Genomic DNA, 24,153 nt, shown 5'->3' with positions numbered 1-24,153 from the left:
TGGCACAGCTAACTTCTTTATCCTCTATTAATAACAAATTTGTGTTTTTTGTTTGCGCTCCTGTGGCAAAATGAGTTCTTTTTGTCGGTAACATACTAAAAAAAGCACAGCCCATATAGCCTAAGATACCATTTTGCTGTACGAAGCAAATGTTTTAGATCAATCGATTGATATGGCTTAATAAGGCCAATTTTCTGCTTTTAAAATATATTTTGGCGTTTTTCTACCCTGTTTCTGTACGCAAATGTTACATCGATAATTTTATAAAACTTCTTATATTAGGGCTTTACAACCTAATTTTCTAGTACTTATTAATAAAGAATATGTTCACAATCTTGTTATCCTCCCTCTTACTTTCCAGTGGTACAGTAGCTAAACCAGATACGTTAAAACCATACGGTGCTTTGCCAACGGAGCGCCAGTTGAAATGGCAGGAGATGGAAACTTACTGCTTGATCCATTATACACCAACTACTTTCCAAAATAAAGAATGGGGTTACGGGGATGCGCAGCCAGCTTTATTTAATCCTTCGGCATTTAATGCAAATCAGATCGCTAAAGCAGCGGCGGATGGAGGTTTTAAAGGCTTGATCAGTGTTGCTAAACATCACGATGGATTTTGTCTATGGCCAACAAAAACGACTTCCTACAGTATTGCTTCCTCTCCCTGGAAAAATGGGAAAGGCGATATGGTGAAGGAATTTATGGCTGCAACCCATCGTAATGGAATGAAGTTTGGCGTATACCTATCGGCATGGGATCGTCACGACGAACATTATGGTACACCGGCATATGCAAATGCCTATCGGCAGCAGTTGACGGAACTGATGAGTAATTATGGTCCTTTGTTTACTTCCTGGCATGATGGGGCCAATGGCGGCGATGGCTACTACGGCGGGCATGAAGGTAAACGGATCATTGACCGAACAACTTATTACGAGTGGCATGAGAAAACCTGGCCGATTGTCCGCAAACTTCAGCCGAATGCGGTGATATTTTCAGATATTGGCCCCGATATGCGCTGGGTGGGTAACGAACACGGTTTTGCAGCTGAGACCTCATGGGCAACATTTACACCAATAGGACTCAATGGAAAAATTGCTGTACCCGGTGCAACCGAATCGCATAATGCCGAATCGGGCGACCGGAATGGGAAATATTGGATTCCCGCAGAATGTGATGTGCCTCAACGTCCGGGATGGTTTTATCACGAGGAGCAGAATAGCCGTGTAAAAACACCCAGTCAATTATTTGAAATTTATCTTAAATCTGTGGGGCGTGGAGCCTGTATGAATCTTGGCCTAGCACCAATGCCTTCAGGTACTTTACATGATAATGATGTGAAATCTTTACAAGCCTTTGGTAAAAAGATCAAGGAAACTTTCCGTACCAACCTGGCAAAAGGTGCGCGCATTACAGCTTCAAATACGCGCAACGGCGATTCCAAAACCTATGCAACCGCACTGATTACCGATAACGACCGCTACAGTTACTGGGCTACCGATGATGCGCAAACCTCGGCTACACTCGAGATTAAGCTCAAGTCGACAGAAACATTCGATCTTATCCAATTGCGTGAAAATATCAAACTTGGCCAAAGGATTGACAGTGTTGTCGTCGAACAATGGAGCGACAATACCTGGAAGCCATTGGCCAAAGCAACCAGTATCGGTGCGAATCGCTTGATCAAGCTGGAGCAGCCAGTGACTACGTCAGGCTTACGCTTACATATCTATGCTCCTGTAGCAATTACGTTAAGTGACTTTGGATTATTCAAAGAATTTGATGAACCCTTTGCCTTCGATACTAAAGAACTTAAAAAGCAAACTGGCTTTAAATTAAAAACGGGAGCATCGAATAATACAGCGTATATGACCGATGGCAATCCAAATACCTTTGCAACGGTAGCTGATCAAGGCGTTTTGGTGATTGAAACAAATGGGACGGTCTCTGGTATTGGTTTCCTGCCACGCCAAGATAAAAAGACAGGCGGTATTCCGACGAAATACACGATCTCGACTAGTGTAGATGGTAAAAAATGGACAAGCGCAAAAGAAGGCGAGTTCTCCAATATCAAAGCAAATCCAATTTTACAACAGGTGTTTTTTGAAACGAATAAAAATATCAAGTTCATCAAATTTGAACCGAAGCAATTTATTGAAGGGAATGAGCTGACTATCGCCGAGCTTGAACTATATGAGAAATAGAATTTTAATGCTTTGCGTGGTCTGTATCTGTCAGACCACGTTTTTGTTTGCGCAGCAAAATCCGCTCAGTCTTTGGTATAATAAACCTGCCCAAATCTGGGAGGAAACCTTACCGTTGGGTAATGGGCTGATCGGTATGATGCCTGATGGAAACGCGACTCGGGAAAAAATTGTACTGAATGAGATCAGTATGTGGTCCGGAAGTCCGGAAGACCCCAATAATTATGAGGCGCATAAAAATGTCGATGCCATACAGGCTTTATTGAAAGCAGGGAAAAATGATGAAGCCGAAAAATTGGTCAATGAAACATTTGTGACCAAAGGCAAAGGTTCAGGCTTTGGAAATGGCGCCAATGTTCCTTTTGGCTGTTATCAGGTACTGGGAGATCTGCTCTTGCAATATCAATTACCATCTTCTTCCATTACAGACTATACCAGGTCATTGGATTTGGCTACGGCGACAGCTCAGACTTCTTTTCGTGCCGGAACCACAAAAATTAACCGAATCTACTACACCTCTTTTGACAGAAATGTCGGTGTAATTCAACTCAATCAAAACAAGGATGCTAGACAGACCGTTGGTATTTCTTTCGAGCGAAAAGAGAACATAGACCAGTATCGCCTGCTGGACGACGGTATTTTGGTAGAAGGATCATTGCCAGACGGAAAAGGCGGCAAGAACCTAAGATTTGTCGCTTTGTTAAAAGTACAGGGCAAAAATCTCCGTGTGGACAAAAAAGATCAGGTGCTGGAAGTTTCAGCTACAGGAAATCTGTCGATTTATCTGACAGCCACTACATCCTATTATGGCTCCGATCCGCTGACAACGGCCAAAGCGGCTATTGCTGGCGTACAAGGCTCCAGTTCAGCTCAAATGTTCCGTAAACATGTCAGCGCTTATCAAAATATTTTTAATCGGGTTGAGCTCAATCTTTTTGGGAATCCTGCGAATACCGGTATTCCGACGAATGAACGGATAGCTAATTTTTATAAAAATCCAACACAGGATCCCGATTTGGCTACCCTTTATTATCAGTATGGCCGTTATTTGAATATTTCAAGTTCGGCGCCGAAAAATGCAAAAGCACTTCCGCCCAACTTACAGGGATTATGGGCCAATCAGATCCAGACTCCCTGGAATGGGGATTATCATCTCAATATCAATGCGCAGATGAATCACTGGGGTGTAGAGGTAAACAACCTAAGTGAATACCATCGACCTTTTATTGAGCTGATAAAGCGGGTCGCAAAAACTGGTGAGCAAACTGCAAAAGCATATTACAATGCGCCAGGATGGGTTGTTTATATGATGACCAATATCTGGGGCTATTCCGCTCCGGGTGAACAGGCTTCCTGGGGATCCAGTACAGCCTCGGGTTGGTTATGTAACCACCTGTGGGAGCATTATCTTTTTACTGCTGATCGGGGATATCTGAAAGAAATCTATCCGATACTTAAAGGTGCCGCAGAATTTTATGACCATACCTTGGTGCAAGATCCAAAAACGGGCTGGTGGGTAACTTCCCCCTCTGTTTCACCGGAAAATTCTTTTCGGATGTCCAATGGAAAGGTAGCATCGGTGGTCATGGGGCCCACGATTGACAATCAGATTGTACGTGAATTATATCAGGCCCTGATTCAGGCAGATTCTATTTTGGCCGTCAGAGATCGTTTTGTGGCTAGCTTGAAAGGAAAATTAAAGGAGATTCCACCCCCGGTAGTGGTCAGTAAATCTGGACGTGTAATGGAATGGCTTGAAGATTATCAGGAGACTGATCCTCAACATCGTCATGTATCCCATTTATATGGTCTATATCCTGCGGCATTTATCTCTCCACAAACTACGCCGGACTGGGCCGAAGCTGCTCGGAAAACATTGGCTGTAAGAGGAGATGAAGGGACAGGATGGTCGAGAGGCTGGAAAATATTGTTTTGGGCAAGGTTGCAGGATGGTGATCATGCGTTGGAAATCCTTCGCCAGTTGCTCAAACCAGCCTTTACCAGTGAAACAACCTATCAGGGCGTAGGCGCTGGTACCTATCCCAACTTATTCTGTGCACATCCGCCATTTCAGATTGACGGTAACTTTGGTGGTGCTGCTGGCATTGCGGAGATGTTGATCCAAAGTCACAACGGGTATATTCACCTGCTGCCGGCTTTGCCTAAAGCTTGGTCTAAAGGCCAGGTCAAAGGCTTGAAGGCCAGAGGAAATTATACGGTTGATATGAGCTGGGAAAATGGGAAAATTGTCAGGCTTAAAATAAAAGGAGAAAAAGGGAATGTTCGCATATTTGAAAATGGAGCTTATAAGGACTATCAGGTCCGTTAGTTATTTTTGTTTACTATCGATGCTGTTGGGAGCAACTGCCTGTTCCCAGAAGACAGACAAAGCGAAAAAAGAGGAGCTGTTGAAAACCTTCGTTTACAAAATAACCGGACAGACAAGTGCCGCTGATGGAAGTGTGGTGGCACTTATCGATCCAGAGAACAAAATGCAGCAGTTTACGAAAACAAGTGTTACCAACGGTCAGTTTACCCTCGAAGGGGAGTTGGCAATGACTGGCTTTTATGCGGTTCAGATCAATGGCGGAGAACCTTATAACTTGTTTTTGGAAGGCGGAAGTGACTATGCGCTCAAAGAAAATAAAGGACTTTTTACCTTGACAACAAGCTCCGGAAATGCAAGGGATTTTGTTCAGTTTACCGAACGGTATCATCAGCGTGAAAAAGAAGAAAAATCAAAGGAGGAAAAGAGATTGGGGAGAATTGCAGCATTAAACGGTCAGCTTTCAGCGATGGCTTTACGTAACGATGGATCTTATGAGAAATCTGTTGACGAACTACAGCGTTTGTCGGCCATTAAACCATATAACCTCCGGAATTTATATGCTGATTTTATTCTGGACAGCACACATCAGTCCTCTTTGGTACTTCCTTACTTTTTTAAATATGTTACCGTCGATCAGGACAATTTTAAAAAATTTGATCTGGCCCTGCAGCGTTTCGATGCGACCCTACAAAAACATCCCTATTATAAATTTGCGCGTGGTAAAGTAGACCGGGTGAAAGATTTTTATGAGAACATGCCGGTTTTTCCTGCGATTACACCAATGAATGTGCAACGGGATTCCCTAAAACTCAGTGAATTTTCAGATGCTAAGATGTTGATCTTTGCATTTTGGAAATCAACAAGTACCTACAGTGTATCCGATGTGACTGAATTGCACAAAAAAGAGCCGCAGTTAAAAGCAATGGGCGTTCGCGTGATTTACTTTTCCCTGGACAGTGATCAGGATGCCTGGATCAAAACCAGTAGGGCACTAAACCTTGGGCCGTATAACTATTATTTGAATACAAACGATCGGGCGGCAATGGAAAATGATTTTGGTATAGACCGTTCTCCAAGCTATTTATGGGTCAGCCCACAGACCTTCAATATCTTGTCGCTCACAGGTGAAGATCCCACTTTACCCCAGTTTATTGCCAAAGTCAAGGCGTTTTTAGTGAAAAATTAACGATTATTGTCTTAAAAAATGGTATATTTGAATTAACGGTTTAATATTTGTTATTTCAAAAACGATGAAAGTTGTTCAGTTTACAGTTCCGGTGGTGTATCAGGGATCTATTTGCGTGCAAGAGGATGTCTTGCCGTCCTTCTATAGTAATTACCATCGGCATAAGGAGATCCAATTAACCTATATCTTAAAAGGTCGCGGGACTTTTATGATCGGCAACTTTACCCATAGTTTTGAAGAAGATGAAATCTATATTGTCGATGCAGATGAGCCGCATATGTTTAAAACCGCCGAAGATATTAAGGACGGCATTCATGCCATTCATATTTTCTTTGACTATGCGCATTTTAAATCTTTTCTGGACTTTCCCGAATTTGATGATGTCAAATACTTTCTGGAACATATCAATGTCAGTAAAAAGCTGGATGCCGAACATGCGGTTGCGCTCAAGGATAAATTTGTACAGATCAACACAAGTGCAGGAATAGACCGGCTCTTGTCCTTTGTAAAACTGATTAATTTTTTGAGTAAAAAGGTCGATCAATGGACTTCGCTATATACAGGTATACCCCAAAAGAAATTTTCGGATGCTGAAGGATTGCGTATCAACGAAATATTTCAATACACCTTTCAGCATTTTGGAGATAAAATATCACTTGAGGATATCGCTGCGGTCGCTCATATGACTCCCCATGCATTTTGCAAGTATTTTAAAAAACACACCCGCAAGACCTATGTCACCTTCCTGAATGAAATCAGAATCGAGCGTGCCTGCAAAATGCTGATAGATGAATCCTCCGAAAGCGTATCCAATATCGCGTTTAAAACCGGATTTAACAATGTGGTCAATTTCAACCGGGTGTTTAAGAAAATCACAAAGCATTCTCCAAGCGAATACGTGCAGGAGCATCGCATGCGTGATTAAGCCCAGTAACTGGTATACCGGTCAGCATGCGGCGAGGAAGATTGTGCAGCGTTAATGATCCCAGCTCAGTGGACAAAATCGGAGAAGCACTCAGCAATAAAATGTAACGATTAGGATTGCGAAAACCTTATTTTTGGAATCTAACGATTGTTACTCGATGAATAAAAATTTAATTTGTGTCCTGCTTGCACTACTTGGCTATCTGATGCCGGCAGCAGCCCAATCTCAAAATTTCAAGATTGATACCTTACAGTATCAAGGAACAGCGCACAATATGGTGAACCTGGTTATTTTGGGTGATGGCTATACAAAAGATCAGCTAGACGATTATGCGGAAGATTCCAAGCAGTTTACAAACTATTTCTTCTCGATAGAGCCTTTCAAACAATATAGTGCTTTCTTCAATGTGTTTGCTATTCGCACCATATCTGAGGAGTCCGGTGCTACCCATGACTGCAAAGCAAGCGACTGTGTGCATGGTGATACGGATCTTGGCAAATATCCAAAGCGCTATAATAAATTCACCAGAGACCATGCGGTACCCGTAAGCCATCCAAATACTATTTTTGGAAGTAGCTTTGACAATGGTGGACTGCATCGTTTGGTGGTCCCCCAAAAGAATGATCGTATTGAAGCGGTGTTAAAAACGCATATCCCTAATTATACACAGGTGGTTGTACTGGTCAATTCGCCATTTTATGGCGGATCAGGTGGAAAATGGGCGACTTCAACGGTCAACTTTAAAAGCAACGATATCGCTGTGCACGAGATTGGACATTCTTTTGCCCAGTTGGCTGATGAGTATTGGGCTGGAAATCAATATGCCATTGAATCTGTCAACCGTTCACAGTCGGCTGATGTGAATGCCGTTCCCTGGAAATACTGGCTTGGAAAAGATGGTGTGGGTATCTATTCCTATGGCGGAAAAGGATCCCCTTCAACTTGGTTCCGACCACATGAATATTGCAAAATGCAATACCTTGTTGCGCCTTTTTGTCCTGTCTGTCAGGAGCAGTTTGTAGCAGCAATAAAGCAAAAATCTACACCCTTTATTGCCGTTAAGCCAGTACTCAACAATGTGCTGCAATTGGATAGTGTTCAGAAATTCACGCTGCGTTTGGCAAAGCCATCGCCCAATACATTCAAGCTGATATGGTCGCTCAATAATGAGCTTATTGCCCATGATATCGATTCGATTTATCTGGATCCAGGAATGTTGCAGGTCGGAGTAAATGAGCTGAAAGTGCTTATTCAGGATACTACAGACCTGCTCCGTAATCCGGCTTATGTGAACCATAAGGATTCCATTGTATGGAAAATTAATCAGCTTACATCCAGTGTACTTGCCAAGCCGATAAATACCTGGGGTGATACGCTTGAAACCTGCTATGGCGGGGATCAGGTGATGAGCGTCAAAAGGCCTATTGCTGGACTGGAATACCAATGGTATGAGACAGCTACTGGTACAGCTATTGGCGCCGGAACGAACGTCTTTATCCGAAACCTTTCCCAGCCTAAAAAATACCATGTCATTGCACGTTGGAAAAATAAGCAATCCCCGCAATCGGAGATCTTGTTGAAAACATTGCCAAAGGTGGAGAAACCAGGGAATATCCGCGTCAAGATTGACAAAAAGAAAAATAAGCTTGAGCTGATCATACAGGATAAAGCAGATGCTCGTTACAATTACATTTGGTCAGATGCGGAAGGTAAACCAATTTATGAATGGGACGAATTCAATGGGGAATATGTACGTCCGACGGACGCCAATAATCGACTTGTTCTTGACCGATCCGTTACTGTCCGAAAGCTGTATGTTCAAAAAGTAGATAAAGAAACGACCTGTAAGAGTGAACCTACAGAGGTAACTTTTTAGTTACATCGTTGATACGTAGTGATTTATAGGTTAATTTTAATCTGCCGGTTAGTTAACTTATAAATCATTTGTAATTATGAAAAAGCGATCCCATTTTACGCTGGGAAATTTTTCGTGCTTATTCATTGTGATTTTAACTGCCGTATCTTCCTGTAAGAAAAATGCAAAACTTCCTGATGAAAGCAATGAAAAAACGCATGCAGTAACTTTCAAAATCAAAGATTTTGAAGCGATTGTCAGTCCCCTGAAAGCGCAGTCGTCCAAATCTAAAAGGGCTTCTACCAGCGGGAGCAACGCAGAAACTCAACTCCTTTACCATTGGAATTTTGATATCGGTAACGCAGATCCTAGCATGGCGCTTGAGGATGCGGCAGCGATTGATTACAATAACGGTAAAACCGACTATGGTTTTGTTGCCGGTTGGCCGAGCTCCGGTAAGGCCATTAGCTTTAAAGGAGCTAAAGAAATTCTGATCAAGATCCCTGTTTCGGGAATCGGCAGCTTGGGAGATCTGACTTTTGATGCGAATAGCTCCGGAACCGGTCCCCGTGCCTTGCTCTTGAGTTATTCGACTGATAAAGGGGTTACATTCAAAAATCTGACGGACACCGTATATTATCCGCCGAACCTCAGTACTTCGGCTAAATTGACATTGGAACAGCCGCTGACCTCGATTAACCTGACGGCTGCCCAAGGTTGTTGGTTAAAGATAGCGTTATTTGCCGGAAATAGGGATGGTGGAAGCAACTACAACGAAAGTACCGGAACTTTTAAAATGGACAATATTAATATTCGTGGAACTGCGGACCAATCTGTTCTGCCCGATAAATTGTATTACCATATCTTCGATGCAAATACGAAGCTGTTGGTAAAGTCCGGTACACTCAGTGCAAAAGAAAAATTTAATGTCGCTTTGCCAATGGGAACTTACTACCTGAGCCTACTTTCTAAAAATTCGGGGGCGCCACTATTGATTCCAGCATCGGTCACGGATCTGAGGAGTCTTTCGGTTTCCAATGCGTTCCATGAGCGGGCTGCTGTGATATTTGCGGTACGGGATACATTTGAGGTAAAGGAGCCCATCGAAAGGGTATTGACGATGTCCCGTATCTATAGCGAAGTGAAATTTGAATGTACGGATACCGAGGGCCTACAGCTCGTTGACAGTATACAGATCACACAGAAACATCAGGCCTTCCACTATTATCCCTTCGCAACCGTATCGGATCAAAAATCGGATAATACCATCCTCCGCATTGTGCCCAATTGGACTACCGGTTTAAAAACCTTTGAATTTAATCAATTTATGGGGGATGTCCCGGAGAATAAGACGGTCAGTTATGAGCTGCGCGTTTTCAGAAAAGGGGAACTTGCACGTACTTTTGAACTGGGCAGCGAAATCCGAAATAATGTACAGCTATTATTTAAAGGTAAACTGCTCACTGGAATAAGTGATGATCAGGGCTTTCAGGTGATTAAAAATGAAAAATGGCGTGATAAAGTAGTGGTGGAATACTGATGTGAAGAATTCAAACCAACAGGGCAATCCGAAAAAATAGAATAAAAATAGGTGTGTCCATAAGGGTCGGACACACCTATTTTCTTTTATGCTGCTCATCCCATTAGGCCTCTTTTTAGGTATTCAGCCACTGGGAATTCACTTTTTGCCTATTGAACAGCGCAGAAGCTGTTCAATAGGCAAATTAAATTATAGCAATTTTTTTAGCAAAGTATTCCAACCTGCTAGATCATTTAAGATCCGTTCAAGGTCAGCGATCGCTACACGTTCTTGTTCCATGGTATCACGGTGGCGGATGGTAACCGTGTTATCTTGCAGTGAATCGTAATCAACAGTAATACAGATCGGCGTACCGATTGCATCCTGACGACGGTAGCGTTTTCCGATTGCATCTTTTTCATCGTATTGAACATTGTAGTCCAATTTCAATGTATTGAGGATCTCACGCGCTTTTTCAGGTAAACCATCTTTTTTGGTCAATGGTAATATCGCTGCTTTCACCGGAGCCAATGCAGCCGGGAACTTCAATACGACACGGGAATCTTGTTTCTCCGGCGTAGAAAGATCTTCGGTTACCAATGAATTACATAAAACAGTCAAGAAAAGACGATCCAATCCGATTGAGGTCTCGATGACATAAGGAATGTAATTTTGATTGATCTCCGGATCAAAATATTGCATTTTCTTTTTCGAATATTCCTGATGCTGTTTCAGGTCAAAATCTGTGCGTGAGTGAATACCTTCCACTTCTTTGAATCCGAATGGGAAATTAAATTCGATGTCCACGGCTGCATTGGCATAATGTGCCAATTTATCGTGGTCATGGTAACGGTAGTTGGATGGGTCGAAACCTAATGCCAAATGCCATTTCAAACGTGTTTCTTTCCATTTATTATACCATTCCAGTTCGGTGCCCGGACGGCAGAAGAATTGCATTTCCATCTGTTCAAATTCACGCATACGCATGATAAACTGGCGTGCGATAACTTCATTACGGAACGCTTTTCCGATCTGGGCAATACCAAAAGGAATTTTCATACGACCTGTCTTCTGAACGTTCAGGAAGTTAACAAAGATTCCCTGTGCAGTTTCTGGACGAAGGTAAACCTGATCAGCTCCATCTGCCATGGCACCCATCTGTGTGGCAAACATCAGGTTGAATTGACGTACTTCAGTCCAGTTCTTAGTGCCTGAAACCGGACAAACGATATTATGTTCTTCAATGATGGTTTTCAGTCCTGCAAGATCATCAGCGTTCAAAGCCGTATTTAAAGCTTCCAACAGTGCAGCTGCTTCTGCAGCTTTTCCGTCTGCTTCATAACGTGCAATTTTGTCTTCGATCAATTGGTCAGCACGGTAACGCTTTTTGGAATCTTTATTATCGATCATCGGGTCATTGAACCCATCCACGTGACCGGATGCTTTCCAGGTTGTCGGATGCATGAAAATAGCGGCATCAATACCGACAATGTTTTCATGCAATTGAACCATAGATTTCCACCAATACGTCTTTAGGTTGTTTTTAAGTTCAGAACCTAATTGACCATAATCGTAGACGGCACTTAATCCGTCATATATTTCGCTCGATTGGAATACAAAACCGTATTCCTTCGCGTGTGATACTACACTTTTGAAAAAATCGTCTGTCTGTTTGCTCATAAGTGGCAAATATAGATATTAGTATTTAGATTTTAGTATTGAGTATTTAGACTTTAGATAGGAGACTCCCGTTGTTCAAGCCTACCGGTTACGAATATTGTCTCTAATCCTCGCTTCTTACGCTATTATTCAAGCCTGAGGCTTATTTAGTTATCCCTAGATCACGAATCTGCTGTGAAGCATTTTTATTGTCCACTTTTCTGATGATGTGCTGAATGACGCCCTGTTCATCGATTACAAAGGTGGTGCGTGCTGTACCCATATATTTTTTGCCGTACATGTTTTTTTCCACCCATACGCCGTACGCCTCAACCAGGTTTTTATCTTCGTCGACAAGTAGCTGAAATGGAAGTTCATGTTTGCTGATAAACTTTTTATGTGATGCCTCATTGTCCACGCTAACACCAATAATTTCAAAACCATCTTTTTTCAAAGACTGATAATTGTCCCTGAAGTTGCAGGCCTCTGTTGTACAGCCTGGCGTATTATCTTTTGGGTAAAAGTATAGAATCACCTTTTTCCCTTTAAAATCCGAGAGATGGACGGTTTCACCATGTTGATTTTTTGCACTGAAATCCGGTGCTTGTTGTCCTATTTCTAGTGTTGCCATATGTATTTCTATTTAGCCAATTAAGATACGATATTATCCGATGAAAATCCAGCATGCGCTTTAGACTTGTTTTCAAATGATCCAAGCATAAAAGCCCCTGAAGGATCTACCCTATACGGGAATAAGCTATCTGCTGAAAGATGCCTCGTATGTTTTTAAATTTCCTTTGTTGTCTTTGACTTCTAATCTGAAGCTGTGGGTACCGCTGCTTAGATCGGATTCAAAGTCGTGCCACAGGTGTCTGGTTTTGGGATCATATTTCATCAAAGCCCATTTGCCGTCAATATACGCATCGAAGGTATCTATTCCTGAAAGGTTGTCACTGATGGTAAAATCTATGGAGCGTTGATTGGATACATTCTTTCCATCGCTCAGGTTACGTGCACTGATGGTTGGGGCAATGGTATCAACAGCCACATAAAAGCCGCCAAATTCGCGCACATTGGCGACAACCCAGCCATTTTCGTACTTCCCGCCCTGTGCTCCACCATCTGTGGAGACAATCAGCGCCTTGCTATACAGGCTTTCTGGCAGGCTGTAGTCCGGTTTGATCATCAGTTTGTAATAGCCGAATACAGGTGTATAGGAGTTGTGGATGTAATGCGCCGCTGAATAGCCTTTCGCTGGTTTGGCCCCTTGGGAATAGTTGAAATAAAGGTCGTTATAGAGTATATTTTTACCCATATAAACGCGCGCATTTTCAGCCTCATATTTGTTTTCATCTGCGTAATGAAACATTTTGAGCCCTTCGGCCGGTTTTCGGCTGATCGTTAAAGAGGGGTTGTTCTGGACTTTAAAGTTCAGTTCGCTCTTATTGCCCTGAACATCCTTGACGACATATTTTACTTCGTGTACATCGTTATCCATTAATTCGATCATTCCCAGGTTATCCAGATGTTTATAGATATTGATCGGATTGTTGGGGTCTTTAAAACTCTTCTGTACCCGAACACCAGATTTCTTTAGATAAGGGTAGTCTATATACGACTGAATTGCACGGGTCTGGTCAAAAGGAATCGACTCGAAAAGGATGGTACTGATATTTTTGTTGTCCAGAAATAGTTCGATGGAATAAACACCATAGGTAAATGAAATGCCACCGCGCCTATCTACTGTATTGATGCCGAGACCAAAATTACCATTGACCGGGATAGGGGCATTAGATGCCAAACTATAATTTCCATCACCTAAAGCTCGGATTGTCTGATGCCTGCGTGGGGTGTTTTCGTCAAAGATTTCACGACCGAGATCATACACAGTGATACCTCTGATCAACGGTTTGACACCATCGGGAAATAACAGCCCAAATAATTGCGGATTTAAGGGTAACTGGGCTTTTGTATCACGGATTTCAAAATGCAGGTGTGGTCCGGCGGAACCGCCTGTATTTCCGGAATTGGCAATAAACTCACCCTTTTTGACGGGTACCTGATTTGGTTTGAGAAAGACATCGACATCAAAGCGCTTTTGTTTGTACTGCTCGGCTTTAATAATTTTTGCCAGATCAGCATTGAAGCTCTCCAGATGCATATAAACGGAAGTATATCCATTCGGATGGTCAATATAAACATAATTGCCACCACCACCGATCTGGACACGGACACGGGACACAAAGCCTTCCGCAGCCGCATGTACCGGAATATTAATGCGCTGTTGGGTACGATAATCATCGCCGCCATGGAAATGTGTTGCCCGCAGTTCGCCAAATGAGCCCGAGGCTTGGGGTGCAATGTCCATCGGTCGGACAAAATAATTCTGCGGATAATTGCGGCTTTTGATAATATCTTGCGCCTGACCGAAGCTCAGTGCCAACGACAATACAGCCAGTAAACTTGCCTTTTTTTTCATCATATCCTTCCCCTATTTGACCTTACAGTGAAACATTTTTTGTTCTCCAATAAATCCTTCCAATAGATCGCCGATTGCGACAGACCCAACACCAACCGGGGTACCTGTATAGATCAAATCACCTTTGCGTAAGGTGATAAATTTGGAGGTATAGACGATTAGGTCTTCAAAAGAGAAAATCATATCCTTGGTATTGCCCCGTTGTACGGTTTGTCCATTTTGTTTCAGGGAGAAATCTATCGCATATACATCGCTTATTTCTTCTTTGGGAATTAAATTGCTGACAACGGCGGAGTGATCAAAGGCTTTGGCCAATTCCCAGGGAAGACTTTTAGCTTTCAATTCCTGTTGTACATCTCTTGCCGTGAAGTCGATCCCCAAACCTACAGCGTCGTAGTAAGTTGATGCGAATTTTGGGGTAACATGTTTACCTTCTTTGCATATGCGAAGAACTACTTCGGTTTCAAATTGGATATTTTGAGAGAATTCGGGGTAATAGAAATCTTTATTGTCCTTTAAAACCGCGGTATCAGGCTTCAAAAATATGATGGGATTTTCAGGGACTGGATTATTGAGTTCTTTAGCGTGGTCGATGTAATTGCGACCAATTGCAATTATTTTCATTGTATAAGTCTTTTAAGGCGATGAAGCTTTCAGATTTTTTCGCACGATGTGATCAGGACGACTATTCATCATTTTACTTTCAGTGACTGATGAATTTGTTCTGCGCGCCGAATAAATCATGATGATCTCATGTGTGTATACTTTTTGAACGATATCGAAATATTGCTCAAGAGAACGAAGAATTTTGGGTTTATATACCCGTTCGCTGCTTGAACAAACAAACTTAACAAATGTCGTAAGCTTATCCAAAAATCATTCGAAGCAACTCTGGTTACGGTATGGTAAAATTAAGTATTTATATAGGGTTTAGTTAGGGTTAGTTTAGGTATTGCTTAGGGTTAGTATAGGTAATAGCTAATTAAAACCTAACCTAGACCTAAATTAATTCTAATTTAAATCTAAGCTAAATCAAACTTTGGTCATACTTATTTGTTAAGCAGGTAAAAAGAATTTACAATTTAACTGAGGATTTAAGATGGCAATATTGGAAGATGGCCCCAATGGCGGTTTTCGGGGCAAAGTAGGATCTGTATATGGGTATAAACTCAATGGAGAATGGGTTATACGGAGTGCACGAACACCGAGCACCAAACCACCAACTGCAGCGCAATTGCTACATCGACAGAAAATGAAATTAAATGGCGAGTTCTGTCAACGGATTAAGCCGATATTGACTTTTGGTTATCAATTTGAAGCGGCGAAAGATTTGAGGAGAGGAGCATTTCAGCTCGGCCAAAAGCATGTGTTCAATAGTGTCATTGAACTGGATGCCGCAAGTAAACCATATCTCAATATGGAGAAGCTTCAGGTATTTGTGGGCGAACTTATGCCGCCCACGGGGATCGAGGTGCGCTTGGAAAACGACATACTTAAATTGTCCTGGATACCCAATCCGAAATATTATGATAGTATCTATAAGCTAAATTTGGCCTTGATTAATCCGAATAAACCCATGGATTTCAAGATAGGAGTCGCAGATGCAGCACAGGGCGAATGCAGCATCGAAATACCGGTATTCAAGCGGGAGAAATTTGATTATCATGTTTACATCGGCTTTTGGGACATGTATAAAGGAACACTTTCCAATTCGGTGTATTGTGGTATCATTTAATAGGATTTTTCAGCCTACTTGTGTATCTTTAACACTATGAATAAACTACAAGCCGTATTGTTTGATTTGGATGGTACCTTAATTGATTCTGAATATTTCTATTTTAAAAATTGGGCACCGATCTTAAAACAGGAATTTGATCTGGAGATAAATTATGAAGATTGGATCCGGGATTTTGCAGGACACACCCTGGCGCATAATGTCAAACGCCTGGTGGAAGACTATGGATACGATACGACCGAAGAATACATGTGGAAACGGACGCGTGCGGCCTATGCGGATTCTAACATGAGTGATATTGAATTGATGCCTTTTGCACAGGATATTTTGGTCTATCTGAAAGAAAATAACATCCGCATCGCACTAGTGACTTCAAGCTACCGAAGTACAGTAGATACTGTTTTAGGAAAACATGGACTGTTGGATTATTTTGAGTTCTTCGTAACAAGAGAATGTGTAGAATTTCCGAAACCAAATCCGGAGCCCTATCGGTTGGCGCTGTCCAAATTGGATTTGCCCGGAGACAGTTGTGTAGCGATCGAAGACACGATTACCGGTAGTAGAGCTGCTTTAGATGCTGGATTACAGTTGATTGCTGTAACAAAACAGGAGGTGGAACGCGCCAGACTAACAGCTGTGGATAACATTGTGGAAAACTTAGCAGAGGCAAAACAGTTACTATCCGCTCGGATTTAAGAATAATCATATAATTTAATCGTTTTAGCATTTGTAATTTTATTCGGATATATGTAATATTACCGAATTGTAAAGGGAATTCAGATTATGAACCGTAGAACCGCAATAAGGCAACTTTTCATTATCGCAGGCGGACTGACAATTTTGTCATCCTGTCTGAATGATGGTGGAGCATCGATTGTATTGAATAAGCTGAAATTATCAGCAGAGGATGAGAAATTTTTAGGGGAGCTTGTGGATGTGCTTATTCCAAAATCGGATACTCCGGGCGGGAAGGAGCTGAACCTGCACCTGTTTGTGATTAAGATGGTGGATGACTGTGAGTCGCCAGAAAACCAGGAGAAATTTGTCTCCGGCTTTAATAAACTAAGAAAGCAGCTGAATCTGACCAATGGCAAGGAAACAGAAAAGACCTTGGCCAATCTGGCAGATAAAACGGATGAAAAGACTTTTTTTGAGATCTTTAAATCACGTGCGATCCAGGGCTATCTAAATTCAGAATATGTGATGAAGAATAAGGTGATCTATCAGCTTATTCCGGGACCGTACAATGGTGCGGTAAAAATTAATGGATAAATCCAATATGGCAAATCTAAATATTGACAGTGAAAAAAATAGGACCTACGATGCGATCGTGATAGGTTCAGGAATTAGTGGTGGTTGGTCTGCAAAAGAATTGTGTGAGAAAGGACTGAAGACTTTGGTCTTGGAGCGTGGACGTGATGTACAGCATATTAAGGATTATCCTACCACCAACATGATGCCTTGGGAGTTTGAACATCGGAATGAAATGCCTTATAAAGTGAAGGAAGAGAATCCGATTGTCAGCAAATGTTATGCTTTTCATGAAGATGCTGCACATTTTTTTGTGAAGGACAATGAGCATCCCTATATACAGGAAAAACCCTTTGACTGGATCCGGGGATATCAGGTCGGTGGAAAATCCTTGCTATGGGCAAGACAGACACAACGCTGGTCTGATTTCGACTTTGAAGGGCCTGCACGTGATGGATTTGCGGTAGACTGGCCGATTCGTTATGCCGATTTAGCCCCTTGGTATGCTTATGTCGAGAAGTTTGCTGGTATTGCCGGGGATCATGATGGGCTTCCGGAGCTGCCAGATGGTGAATTTTTGCCGGGTTATCCCTTAAATATCGTCGAGAAGTATTTTAAAGAAAGAGTTCAGAAGAAATTTCCGGAACGTAAGGTGATTTCCGCACGCTGTGCCCACCTTTCCAAACCCAATCAGATCCACATCGACCAAGGCCGTGTACAATGCCAAAATCGTGTGCTCTGTCAAAGAGGATGTCCTTTTGGTGGGTATTTCAGTTCCAATGCAACAACAATTCCCTGGGCAGCTAAGACTGGAAATATGACCCTACGTCCGCATTCGGTGGTTCATTCCATCCTTTACGATGAACAGAAAGGAAAAGCAGTAGGTGTCCGTGTAATTGATACGAATACCAAAGCGGAAATTGATTTTTATGCTAAACTGATTTTTGTCAATGCAGCAGCCATCAATACCAACCTGATCTTATTGAATTCCAAATCAAACCGTTTTCCAAATGGTTTAGGTAATGATAGTGGCGTGCTGGGGAAATATGTTGCTTTCCATAATTATAGCGCACGTATTTATGCCGAATACGAAGGCCTGCTAGATTACACCGCCGAGGGAAGAAATCCTGCCGGTGGTGGATACATTCCTCGTTTCCGCAATTTACACAAACAGGAAACCGATTTCTTACGCGGCTATGCAGCAGGTTTTGGTGCTTCACGCAGCAAAGAATCGGATCGTTCGGGTTTGGGATTAGGGCTTAAGGAGAATCTGCTAAATCCGAAACTGGGGATCTGGCAGGTCGGTTCACATATGATGGGCGAGACCATCCCAAAGGAATCAGGGATGGTGTCTCTAGACAGTAGTAAAACAGATGATTGGGGGATCCCTTTATTGAAGATTGCCGTTGACTATGATGACAACGACGAAAAAATGAAAAAAGATTACATAGCGGTCATGACCGAAATGTTTACCGATGCCGGTTTTACGAATATCCGGCCAGATACACATTGGCAGGCTCCAGGGCTGGACATCCACGAGATGGGCGGCGTACGTATGGGGCACGATCCAAAAACATCGGTATTGAACAAATGGAATCAGATGCACGCTGTAAAAAATGTTTTTGTTACAGATGGCGCCTGCATGACCTCGACATCAACACAAAATCCTTCATTGACTTACATGGCCTTCTCAGCGCGATCAGTTGATTATGCCATCAGCGAAATGAAAAAAGGAAATATATAGTTTATCGGAGAAAGATTTTGAAAATAAATCTTTCTCCTTTTGAATTTAAAATCCTAAATTACAGCCTTAATTAAGGTATTAAGACCAGAAAAACATAACCATATAGGAAAAGAAAAAAACAGAAATTAAGCAGTATAAACCAAACGAACAAACCAAAATTTTTTACAAAAAAAGCAAAAGCGATTTAGCATTTTTTTCTATACTTCTAACGATCAACCCACTGAGATAAAATTGATGTTTTGAAGGTGACGAATGTTAAATCTGAAAAATTATAATTGAAAGGTTGATGCGCAAATGCCTTTTATTTATAATCGATTATAAGGGAAAACTAAATTAAACTAAGCGTTTCTAGCATCTTTTTGCTAAAACGTTTTTATAAACCAAATCACTATTAATATGAGCACAGTTGACGTAAAATCATTTGTGCAGCTTGGGAAAAAATCAAAATTATTTTTCTCATTGGCTGTCATTGCCGGTACATTTCAACAGGTCAATGCCGCTGTAGCAACTTCAGCACATTACGAAGGTAACTCCTTTGTAAAAGAAGTACGCAATTTACAGCAGGAATTGAAAGGGAAAGTACTGGATGCTACCGGAAAGCCTCTTGTAGGAGCTTCTGTAGCAGTTAAGGGGACTTCAAATGGTACCCAATCGGATGCACAGGGGAATTTCTCTGTGCAGGCAAAGTCTGGCGATGTACTGGTGGTTACTTCTGTCGGGTATAAATCGAAAGAGGTGACTGTTGCCGGAGCTACCATCACCATTCAATTGGAAGAAGATCAAGGCCAATTGGATGAAGTCGTTGTTGTCGGTTACGGTACGATGCGCAAATCGGATGTAACTGGCTCCATTGCGATGGTCAAGGGAGCAGATATCATCAAAGATCAAAGCTTTAGCCCGTTGGATGCCTTGAGAGGTAAAGCATCGGGTGTAAATATATTCTCCAATTCGAGCCAGCCTGGCGCTTATGCGAACCGGGTGGTGATCCGTGGTGTAGCGACCATCAATTCATCTTCAAACCCATTATATGTGGTGGATGGGGTCGTGATGGAAGATTTCCATTTGCTCAATCCGAATGACATTGAAAACATCGAAGTATTAAAGGATGCATCTTCAGCAGCAATCTATGGTGCCCGCGGTGCAAACGGTGTCATCTTAGTGACCACAAAACGTGGTAGTAAAGATGGTACACGTACGATCAGTTATCAAGGATCGGCAGGTGTAAGTTCGGTACAGCGTTATATGGATGTCCTAAATGCGCAAGAATGGGTTGATGCCTTTATGATCGGTCTGGAGAACGAAAATAAATACGCAGCAAAATTTCTAAAAGATCGCGATAAGAACTGGAAGCCATGGTCCTTAAATAAAAAAGACTGGTTCAATGATCCGAATTATTTTGATGCAAACGGAAATCCTTTGTACGATACCGACTGGCAGAGAGAAGCGACCAGAACGGCCATTTCCCATAATCATCAATTGAATATACAACAAGGGGATGAGAAATCATCTGTGGGGGCGTTCCTAAACTACACGGATCAGCAGGGTGTGATGAACAATACCTGGAACAAACGTGTTAACGGAAAGTTGTCCTATGATGCCAAACCGACTTCTTGGTTGTCTACAGCCATTAATATGACGGTTAATCATACCTGGGGTAGGTATACACCGGAAGATGGTGGTGGTCAGGAAGCGCGTCGGACCATGATCGAAATGCTGCCTTGGTACCCTGTTTATGATCAGAATGGTAAGTATACCAGTTCTTCATCTTCCACAGTATCTGAAAAACTAGGCTTTGAGGGAATGGCCAATCCGGTGTCCATCCTGGACCTGCAAAAACGCATGCGTTATAATACGCAGATCTTCGGAAATGCGGCATTGACATTTCACCTTGCAGATGGCTTGGATCTAAAGACACAATTGGGGATTGATAGCCATCGAAAAAATTATAAGGGATACTCTTCCATAACGTTGAACAATATCTCGCAACCGAATGGCTGGGCTGAAATCAATAATACCAATACGCTTTATTGGCAGGAAGAGACCTACTTAACCTATAATAAACAATTCGACAAACATCGGATCAATGTCATGGGCGGTCTTTCATGGCAAGCAAGAACCTATGATAATGACCGTTCACGGACAACAGGTTTCTTTGATGATTTCTATGAGTATAATAACCTAGGTATTGGTGTGACGCCGGATCCTCCTGCATCAGGCTGGAATAGATGGGCAATGAACTCTTATTTCTTACGGGCGGCTTATTCCTATGATGACCGGTACTCAGCGACGGTTACCGGACGTTATGACGGTTCGTCCAAGTTTGGAAAAAACAACAAGTATGCTTTTTTCCCATCCGTAGGTTTTGCATGGAATGCGTCGAATGAAGATTTCCTAAAAGGCAATGAATCCATTAGCAACTTGAAATTCCATACCAGCTTTGGTATGACGGGTAACTCGGAGATCGACCCTTACAAGTCCCTGGCGATCGTGGACGCCGGAACGATATTGCTGAACAATGTCAGAGCGCCTTATTCGTTTGTCAATACCATTGCCAATCCTGATCTAAAATGGGAAAAGACTGCACAGTTCGATGTCGGTGTAGAATTGGGACTATTTCAAAACCGCTTGAATTTTGATGTCTCGTATTACCGTAAGAAAACGACTGATCTATTACTGGACGCGCCTTTACCAACTGCTTCAGGATTCAGCACCGTGATGAAAAATATCGGATCCGTACAAAATCAGGGTATCGATCTGATGATCAATGGAACGATTGTAAATAATGAGGACTTTAATTGGAAGGCTTCTTTAAACGCCAACTATAATAAGAATAAAGTATTGCAATTGGGTGAAAACAATGCGGATATCCTGATGAATGGCTGGGTAGGTGGAGCCAATAGTATTATTCGGGTTGGTGAGAACTTAAATAGCTTTTACGGCTATAGAAGACTAGGTGTTTATACACAGGCGGATGTGGATGCGGGAAATGCGAAACTGGAAGATATTGGCCGGGCAAAACGTACCACTACCAAAGAAATCATTGGTAAAGGTTTGCCTGACTGGACAGGAAGTTTTGTTAATAACCTGCGCTACAAGAATTTTGATTTTACCCTCGATCTTCAGTTTGTGAAGGGAGTGGAGATTATGCAACAGTTCTTCCACTCTACCTATGACCGTTTTGGTATTACCAATGGCCTGAAGGAGATTTTAACGGAGGCCTATAATGGATCAAATCCAAACACCATGGAACAGGCGATCTACCTGACCAATGGTGGGCACCGAGGACAGGATTCCAATGTGGATGACGCTTGGATTGCAGACGGATCGTACCTGCGTGTCAATTTAATTCAATTGGGTTACACCTTTAAACCAGAAGTATTGGAACGCATTGGTATGAAAAGATTACGGATCTATGCGAATGCAAACAATCCGTTCTTATTTACTTCAAGTGATTTCAAAGGGTATGATCCAGAAAGTACTTCACAAGGGGAGGGTAAATTTGGACAGAATATGACCTTTTTCTCCTATCCAAGAGCGAAAACTTTCTCATTGGGTGTAAATGTTACATTTTAATCTAGAACTTATCAAAAATGAAAAATAAATTATTTCTGTTGTTGCTAGCCGGCATGGCTTTGACAACATCTTGCAATAAATTTTTGGAGGAGGAGCCGAGATCCAATTTATCATTGGAACAGTATTATGCCAATGATGGACAGGCAACTGCTACGGTGAATTCACTTTATCGTCGTGGGGCACCTCAACGCTATTCGGTAGCTGCCAGTGCCTATGTGGGGCCCACAGCTTCGATCAATACCATGCTTACCGGGTATTTTATCAATACCTATGAAGGGCAAGAGCAAATCTGCCTGTTTGCAAGGCAGCTGACCAGACAGCAAAATACGAGTGTTGTCTCGAGCACCATGAATACCATTTGGGACGAGAGCTATAAAGCCATTAATATTGCCAACGCAGGTATTAAATACATCCCTGGAATCACCATGGATGAGGCGAAGAAAAAGTCTTTACTGGCTGAGACAAAATTCTTTAGAGCCTACAATTATTTTTATCTGGTCAAAACATTCGGCGCAGTCCCACTGTCAGTGAAACCGAATGAGACACTCGCGGATGAGCTTTATTTGGATAGAACGGATGTTGCGAAAGTATATGAGTTGATTGAAGCGGATCTTAAAGATGCTGTTGCTAATTTACCTGCGCTTACCTTTGCGAAAAATCAACACCGTGTTACTAAGTATGCTGCGGCAATGACTTTGGCTAATGTATATTTACAACAAGGTAAGTATGCTGATGCAGCTGCAGCGGCGAAGATTGTTATTAGTTCACCGCATAAGATGACAGAGAATACAGACTTAAAGCTGAATAGTGCGTACAATAAGCTGCGGACAACAGACGATCTGGAGGAGGTTATTTATGCGCAAGAATACGATGCAGCAATAAATACAAGTGGATGGTGGACAACCTATGCGTTTAGTTCTTCAGCAACTTCTGTTTTTGACAAATACTCCATTTTTGAGCGCATCTATGGACCAACTGATCAATTTTTGAATGTCTATAATGAGAAAGACTTACGTATTCAGCCAAATCAATTTTTTCATTGGAAGTATACCAACCCGGTTAACGGCAAAACCTGGACCTCAGATGTACCGGGCATTTGGTATTACTTTGATGAGCAGGCCGCTACGGTTACAGGTCGAGGAACTAAAGACTGGAATTTTTACCGTTTTCCTGAGGCCTTGTTGATCGCGGCAGAAGGAATTGCGAAATCCACTGGTGTCAGCACAGAGGCTGCCGGTTATTTGGCACAGGTTAAAGCTCGCGCAAATACGGAAGGAAAAACTGTTGCCGACCTGACAACAGAACTGCAAGCATTATCCGCTGATAATTTTGTCAAGGAGTGTTGGAAAGAACGTCTGCGTGAATTCCCGTTGGAATTCAAAATGTGGGATGATATCTTACGGACGAAAATGTTTCCTGTAATCTCTACGACTGAAGCCGGTAAAATAGATTTTGTTCCTTTAGTAGGTGCAAAAAATGGATCCGGAGCGACGTTTAAAGAATCCGATTTATTATGGCCAATTTCTCCTGATGAGATTCAGCGCAACAATAAATTGACTCAGAATCCAGGATATCAATAGACAATACCTACCCTAAGAAATGGCCGTCCTTAAGAGATGGCCATTTTTTTTGATGAAAACCACAGGGCTTGAAACTGCTTTACCTCCATAGCAGCTATATGCCCAGCAATT

The 24,153-nt window shown here is 42.2% G+C and carries 16 protein-coding genes; 12 read left to right on the top strand and 4 right to left on the bottom strand.

Annotation, left to right across the window (positions count from 1 at the left end):
- Nucleotides 1-323 precede the first annotated feature (323 nt).
- From ABDW32_RS10265 to ABDW32_RS10240, 6 genes are all read left to right on the top strand, one after another.
- Nucleotides 324-2,207 carry an alpha-L-fucosidase gene (locus tag ABDW32_RS10265; protein ID WP_343562039.1) on the top strand — a complete coding sequence of 628 codons (1,884 nt, stop codon included), beginning with the start codon at nucleotides 324-326 and terminating at the stop codon, nucleotides 2,205-2,207.
- Complete coding sequence (locus ABDW32_RS10260; protein ID WP_343562037.1) at nucleotides 2,197-4,536, top strand: glycoside hydrolase N-terminal domain-containing protein; 2,340 nt, start codon at nucleotides 2,197-2,199, stop codon at nucleotides 4,534-4,536. Before ABDW32_RS10265 ends, ABDW32_RS10260 begins: the two co-directional genes overlap by 11 nt.
- Before the next feature lie 19 nt (nucleotides 4,537-4,555).
- Entirely contained in the window at nucleotides 4,556-5,722 is a 1,167-nt protein-coding gene (locus tag ABDW32_RS10255; RefSeq protein ID WP_343562035.1) for a thioredoxin-like domain-containing protein, read from the top strand.
- A 64-nt stretch (nucleotides 5,723-5,786) separates the two neighbouring features.
- Nucleotides 5,787-6,647 (top strand): AraC family transcriptional regulator, encoded by an 861-nt coding sequence (locus ABDW32_RS10250; protein WP_343562033.1) that lies wholly within the window; start codon nucleotides 5,787-5,789, stop codon nucleotides 6,645-6,647.
- Between the two features lie 157 nt (nucleotides 6,648-6,804).
- Nucleotides 6,805-8,523, top strand: a complete 1,719-nt coding sequence (locus ABDW32_RS10245; RefSeq protein ID WP_343562031.1) for a M64 family metallopeptidase — start codon at nucleotides 6,805-6,807, stop codon at nucleotides 8,521-8,523.
- A 76-nt stretch (nucleotides 8,524-8,599) separates the two neighbouring features.
- On the top strand, nucleotides 8,600-10,042 hold the full coding sequence (locus tag ABDW32_RS10240; RefSeq protein ID WP_343562029.1) for a hypothetical protein: 1,443 nt from the start codon (nucleotides 8,600-8,602) through the stop codon (nucleotides 10,040-10,042).
- Nucleotides 10,043-10,231: 189 nt separating this feature from the next.
- On the opposite strand, the gene ABDW32_RS10235 is transcribed toward ABDW32_RS10240, so the two are convergent.
- The 4 genes from ABDW32_RS10235 to ABDW32_RS10220 all read right to left on the bottom strand — a co-directional run bounded on the left by ABDW32_RS10235 (nucleotide 10,232) and on the right by ABDW32_RS10220 (nucleotide 14,783).
- Complete coding sequence (locus ABDW32_RS10235; protein WP_077437073.1) at nucleotides 10,232-11,701, bottom strand: glycine--tRNA ligase; 1,470 nt, start codon at nucleotides 11,699-11,701, stop codon at nucleotides 10,232-10,234.
- 142 nt (nucleotides 11,702-11,843) lie between these two features.
- A complete protein-coding gene (gene bcp / locus ABDW32_RS10230; protein WP_343562026.1) occupies nucleotides 11,844-12,311 on the bottom strand; it encodes a thioredoxin-dependent thiol peroxidase in 468 nt (155 codons plus the stop codon).
- A 126-nt stretch (nucleotides 12,312-12,437) separates the two neighbouring features.
- On the bottom strand, nucleotides 12,438-14,162 hold the full coding sequence (locus tag ABDW32_RS10225; RefSeq protein ID WP_343562024.1) for a M23 family metallopeptidase: 1,725 nt from the start codon (nucleotides 14,160-14,162) through the stop codon (nucleotides 12,438-12,440).
- Nucleotides 14,163-14,171: 9 nt separating this feature from the next.
- Entirely contained in the window at nucleotides 14,172-14,783 is a 612-nt protein-coding gene (locus tag ABDW32_RS10220; RefSeq protein ID WP_343562022.1) for a fumarylacetoacetate hydrolase family protein, read from the bottom strand.
- A gap of 475 nt (nucleotides 14,784-15,258) precedes the next feature.
- Between ABDW32_RS10220 and ABDW32_RS10215 the strand changes: the two genes are divergently transcribed.
- From ABDW32_RS10215 to ABDW32_RS10190, 6 genes are all read left to right on the top strand, one after another.
- Complete coding sequence (locus tag ABDW32_RS10215; protein ID WP_343562021.1) at nucleotides 15,259-15,894, top strand: hypothetical protein; 636 nt, start codon at nucleotides 15,259-15,261, stop codon at nucleotides 15,892-15,894.
- Between the two features lie 36 nt (nucleotides 15,895-15,930).
- A complete protein-coding gene (locus ABDW32_RS10210) occupies nucleotides 15,931-16,590 on the top strand; it encodes an HAD family phosphatase (protein ID WP_343562019.1) in 660 nt (219 codons plus the stop codon).
- An 87-nt stretch (nucleotides 16,591-16,677) separates the two neighbouring features.
- Nucleotides 16,678-17,166, top strand: a complete 489-nt coding sequence (locus tag ABDW32_RS10205; protein WP_343562017.1) for a gluconate 2-dehydrogenase subunit 3 family protein — start codon at nucleotides 16,678-16,680, stop codon at nucleotides 17,164-17,166.
- 7 nt (nucleotides 17,167-17,173) lie between these two features.
- Nucleotides 17,174-18,889, top strand: a complete 1,716-nt coding sequence (locus ABDW32_RS10200) for a GMC family oxidoreductase (protein ID WP_343562015.1) — start codon at nucleotides 17,174-17,176, stop codon at nucleotides 18,887-18,889.
- 396 nt (nucleotides 18,890-19,285) lie between these two features.
- Nucleotides 19,286-22,462 carry a TonB-dependent receptor gene (locus ABDW32_RS10195; protein WP_343562013.1) on the top strand — a complete coding sequence of 1,059 codons (3,177 nt, stop codon included), beginning with the start codon at nucleotides 19,286-19,288 and terminating at the stop codon, nucleotides 22,460-22,462.
- Between the two features lie 17 nt (nucleotides 22,463-22,479).
- Nucleotides 22,480-24,042 (top strand): RagB/SusD family nutrient uptake outer membrane protein, encoded by a 1,563-nt coding sequence (locus tag ABDW32_RS10190; RefSeq protein ID WP_343562011.1) that lies wholly within the window; start codon nucleotides 22,480-22,482, stop codon nucleotides 24,040-24,042.
- Nucleotides 24,043-24,153 lie beyond the last annotated feature (111 nt).

The sequence above is a fragment of the Sphingobacterium sp. genome (assembly GCF_039596235.1).
Taxonomy (GTDB): Bacteria; Bacteroidota; Bacteroidia; order Sphingobacteriales; family Sphingobacteriaceae; genus Sphingobacterium.
Note: the sequence above shows the minus strand (reverse complement) of the source record. Positions and strands in the feature narration are given on the sequence as shown.

Excerpts from the sequence above, each read along its gene's own strand:
- ABDW32_RS10255 (WP_343562035.1), top strand. The coding sequence starts at position 4,556 with ATGCTGTTGGGAGCAACTGCCTGTTCCCAGAAGACAGACAAAGCGAAA.
- ABDW32_RS10205 (WP_343562017.1), top strand. The coding sequence starts at position 16,678 with ATGAACCGTAGAACCGCAATAAGGCAACTTTTCATTATCGCAGGCGGA.
- ABDW32_RS10245 (WP_343562031.1), top strand. The coding sequence starts at position 6,805 with ATGAATAAAAATTTAATTTGTGTCCTGCTTGCACTACTTGGCTATCTG.
- ABDW32_RS10200 (WP_343562015.1), top strand. The coding sequence starts at position 17,174 with ATGGCAAATCTAAATATTGACAGTGAAAAAAATAGGACCTACGATGCG.
- ABDW32_RS10195 (WP_343562013.1), top strand. The coding sequence starts at position 19,286 with ATGAGCACAGTTGACGTAAAATCATTTGTGCAGCTTGGGAAAAAATCA.
- ABDW32_RS10265 (WP_343562039.1), top strand. The coding sequence starts at position 324 with ATGTTCACAATCTTGTTATCCTCCCTCTTACTTTCCAGTGGTACAGTA.
- ABDW32_RS10240 (WP_343562029.1), top strand. The coding sequence starts at position 8,600 with ATGAAAAAGCGATCCCATTTTACGCTGGGAAATTTTTCGTGCTTATTC.
- ABDW32_RS10250 (WP_343562033.1), top strand. The coding sequence starts at position 5,787 with ATGAAAGTTGTTCAGTTTACAGTTCCGGTGGTGTATCAGGGATCTATT.
- ABDW32_RS10225 (WP_343562024.1), bottom strand. The coding sequence starts at position 14,162 with ATGATGAAAAAAAAGGCAAGTTTACTGGCTGTATTGTCGTTGGCACTG.
- ABDW32_RS10260 (WP_343562037.1), top strand. The coding sequence starts at position 2,197 with ATGAGAAATAGAATTTTAATGCTTTGCGTGGTCTGTATCTGTCAGACC.
- ABDW32_RS10215 (WP_343562021.1), top strand. The coding sequence starts at position 15,259 with ATGGCAATATTGGAAGATGGCCCCAATGGCGGTTTTCGGGGCAAAGTA.
- ABDW32_RS10210 (WP_343562019.1), top strand. The coding sequence starts at position 15,931 with ATGAATAAACTACAAGCCGTATTGTTTGATTTGGATGGTACCTTAATT.
- ABDW32_RS10220 (WP_343562022.1), bottom strand. The coding sequence starts at position 14,783 with ATGAAAATAATTGCAATTGGTCGCAATTACATCGACCACGCTAAAGAA.
- ABDW32_RS10235 (WP_077437073.1), bottom strand. The coding sequence starts at position 11,701 with ATGAGCAAACAGACAGACGATTTTTTCAAAAGTGTAGTATCACACGCG.
- bcp (WP_343562026.1), bottom strand. The coding sequence starts at position 12,311 with ATGGCAACACTAGAAATAGGACAACAAGCACCGGATTTCAGTGCAAAA.
- ABDW32_RS10190 (WP_343562011.1), top strand. The coding sequence starts at position 22,480 with ATGAAAAATAAATTATTTCTGTTGTTGCTAGCCGGCATGGCTTTGACA.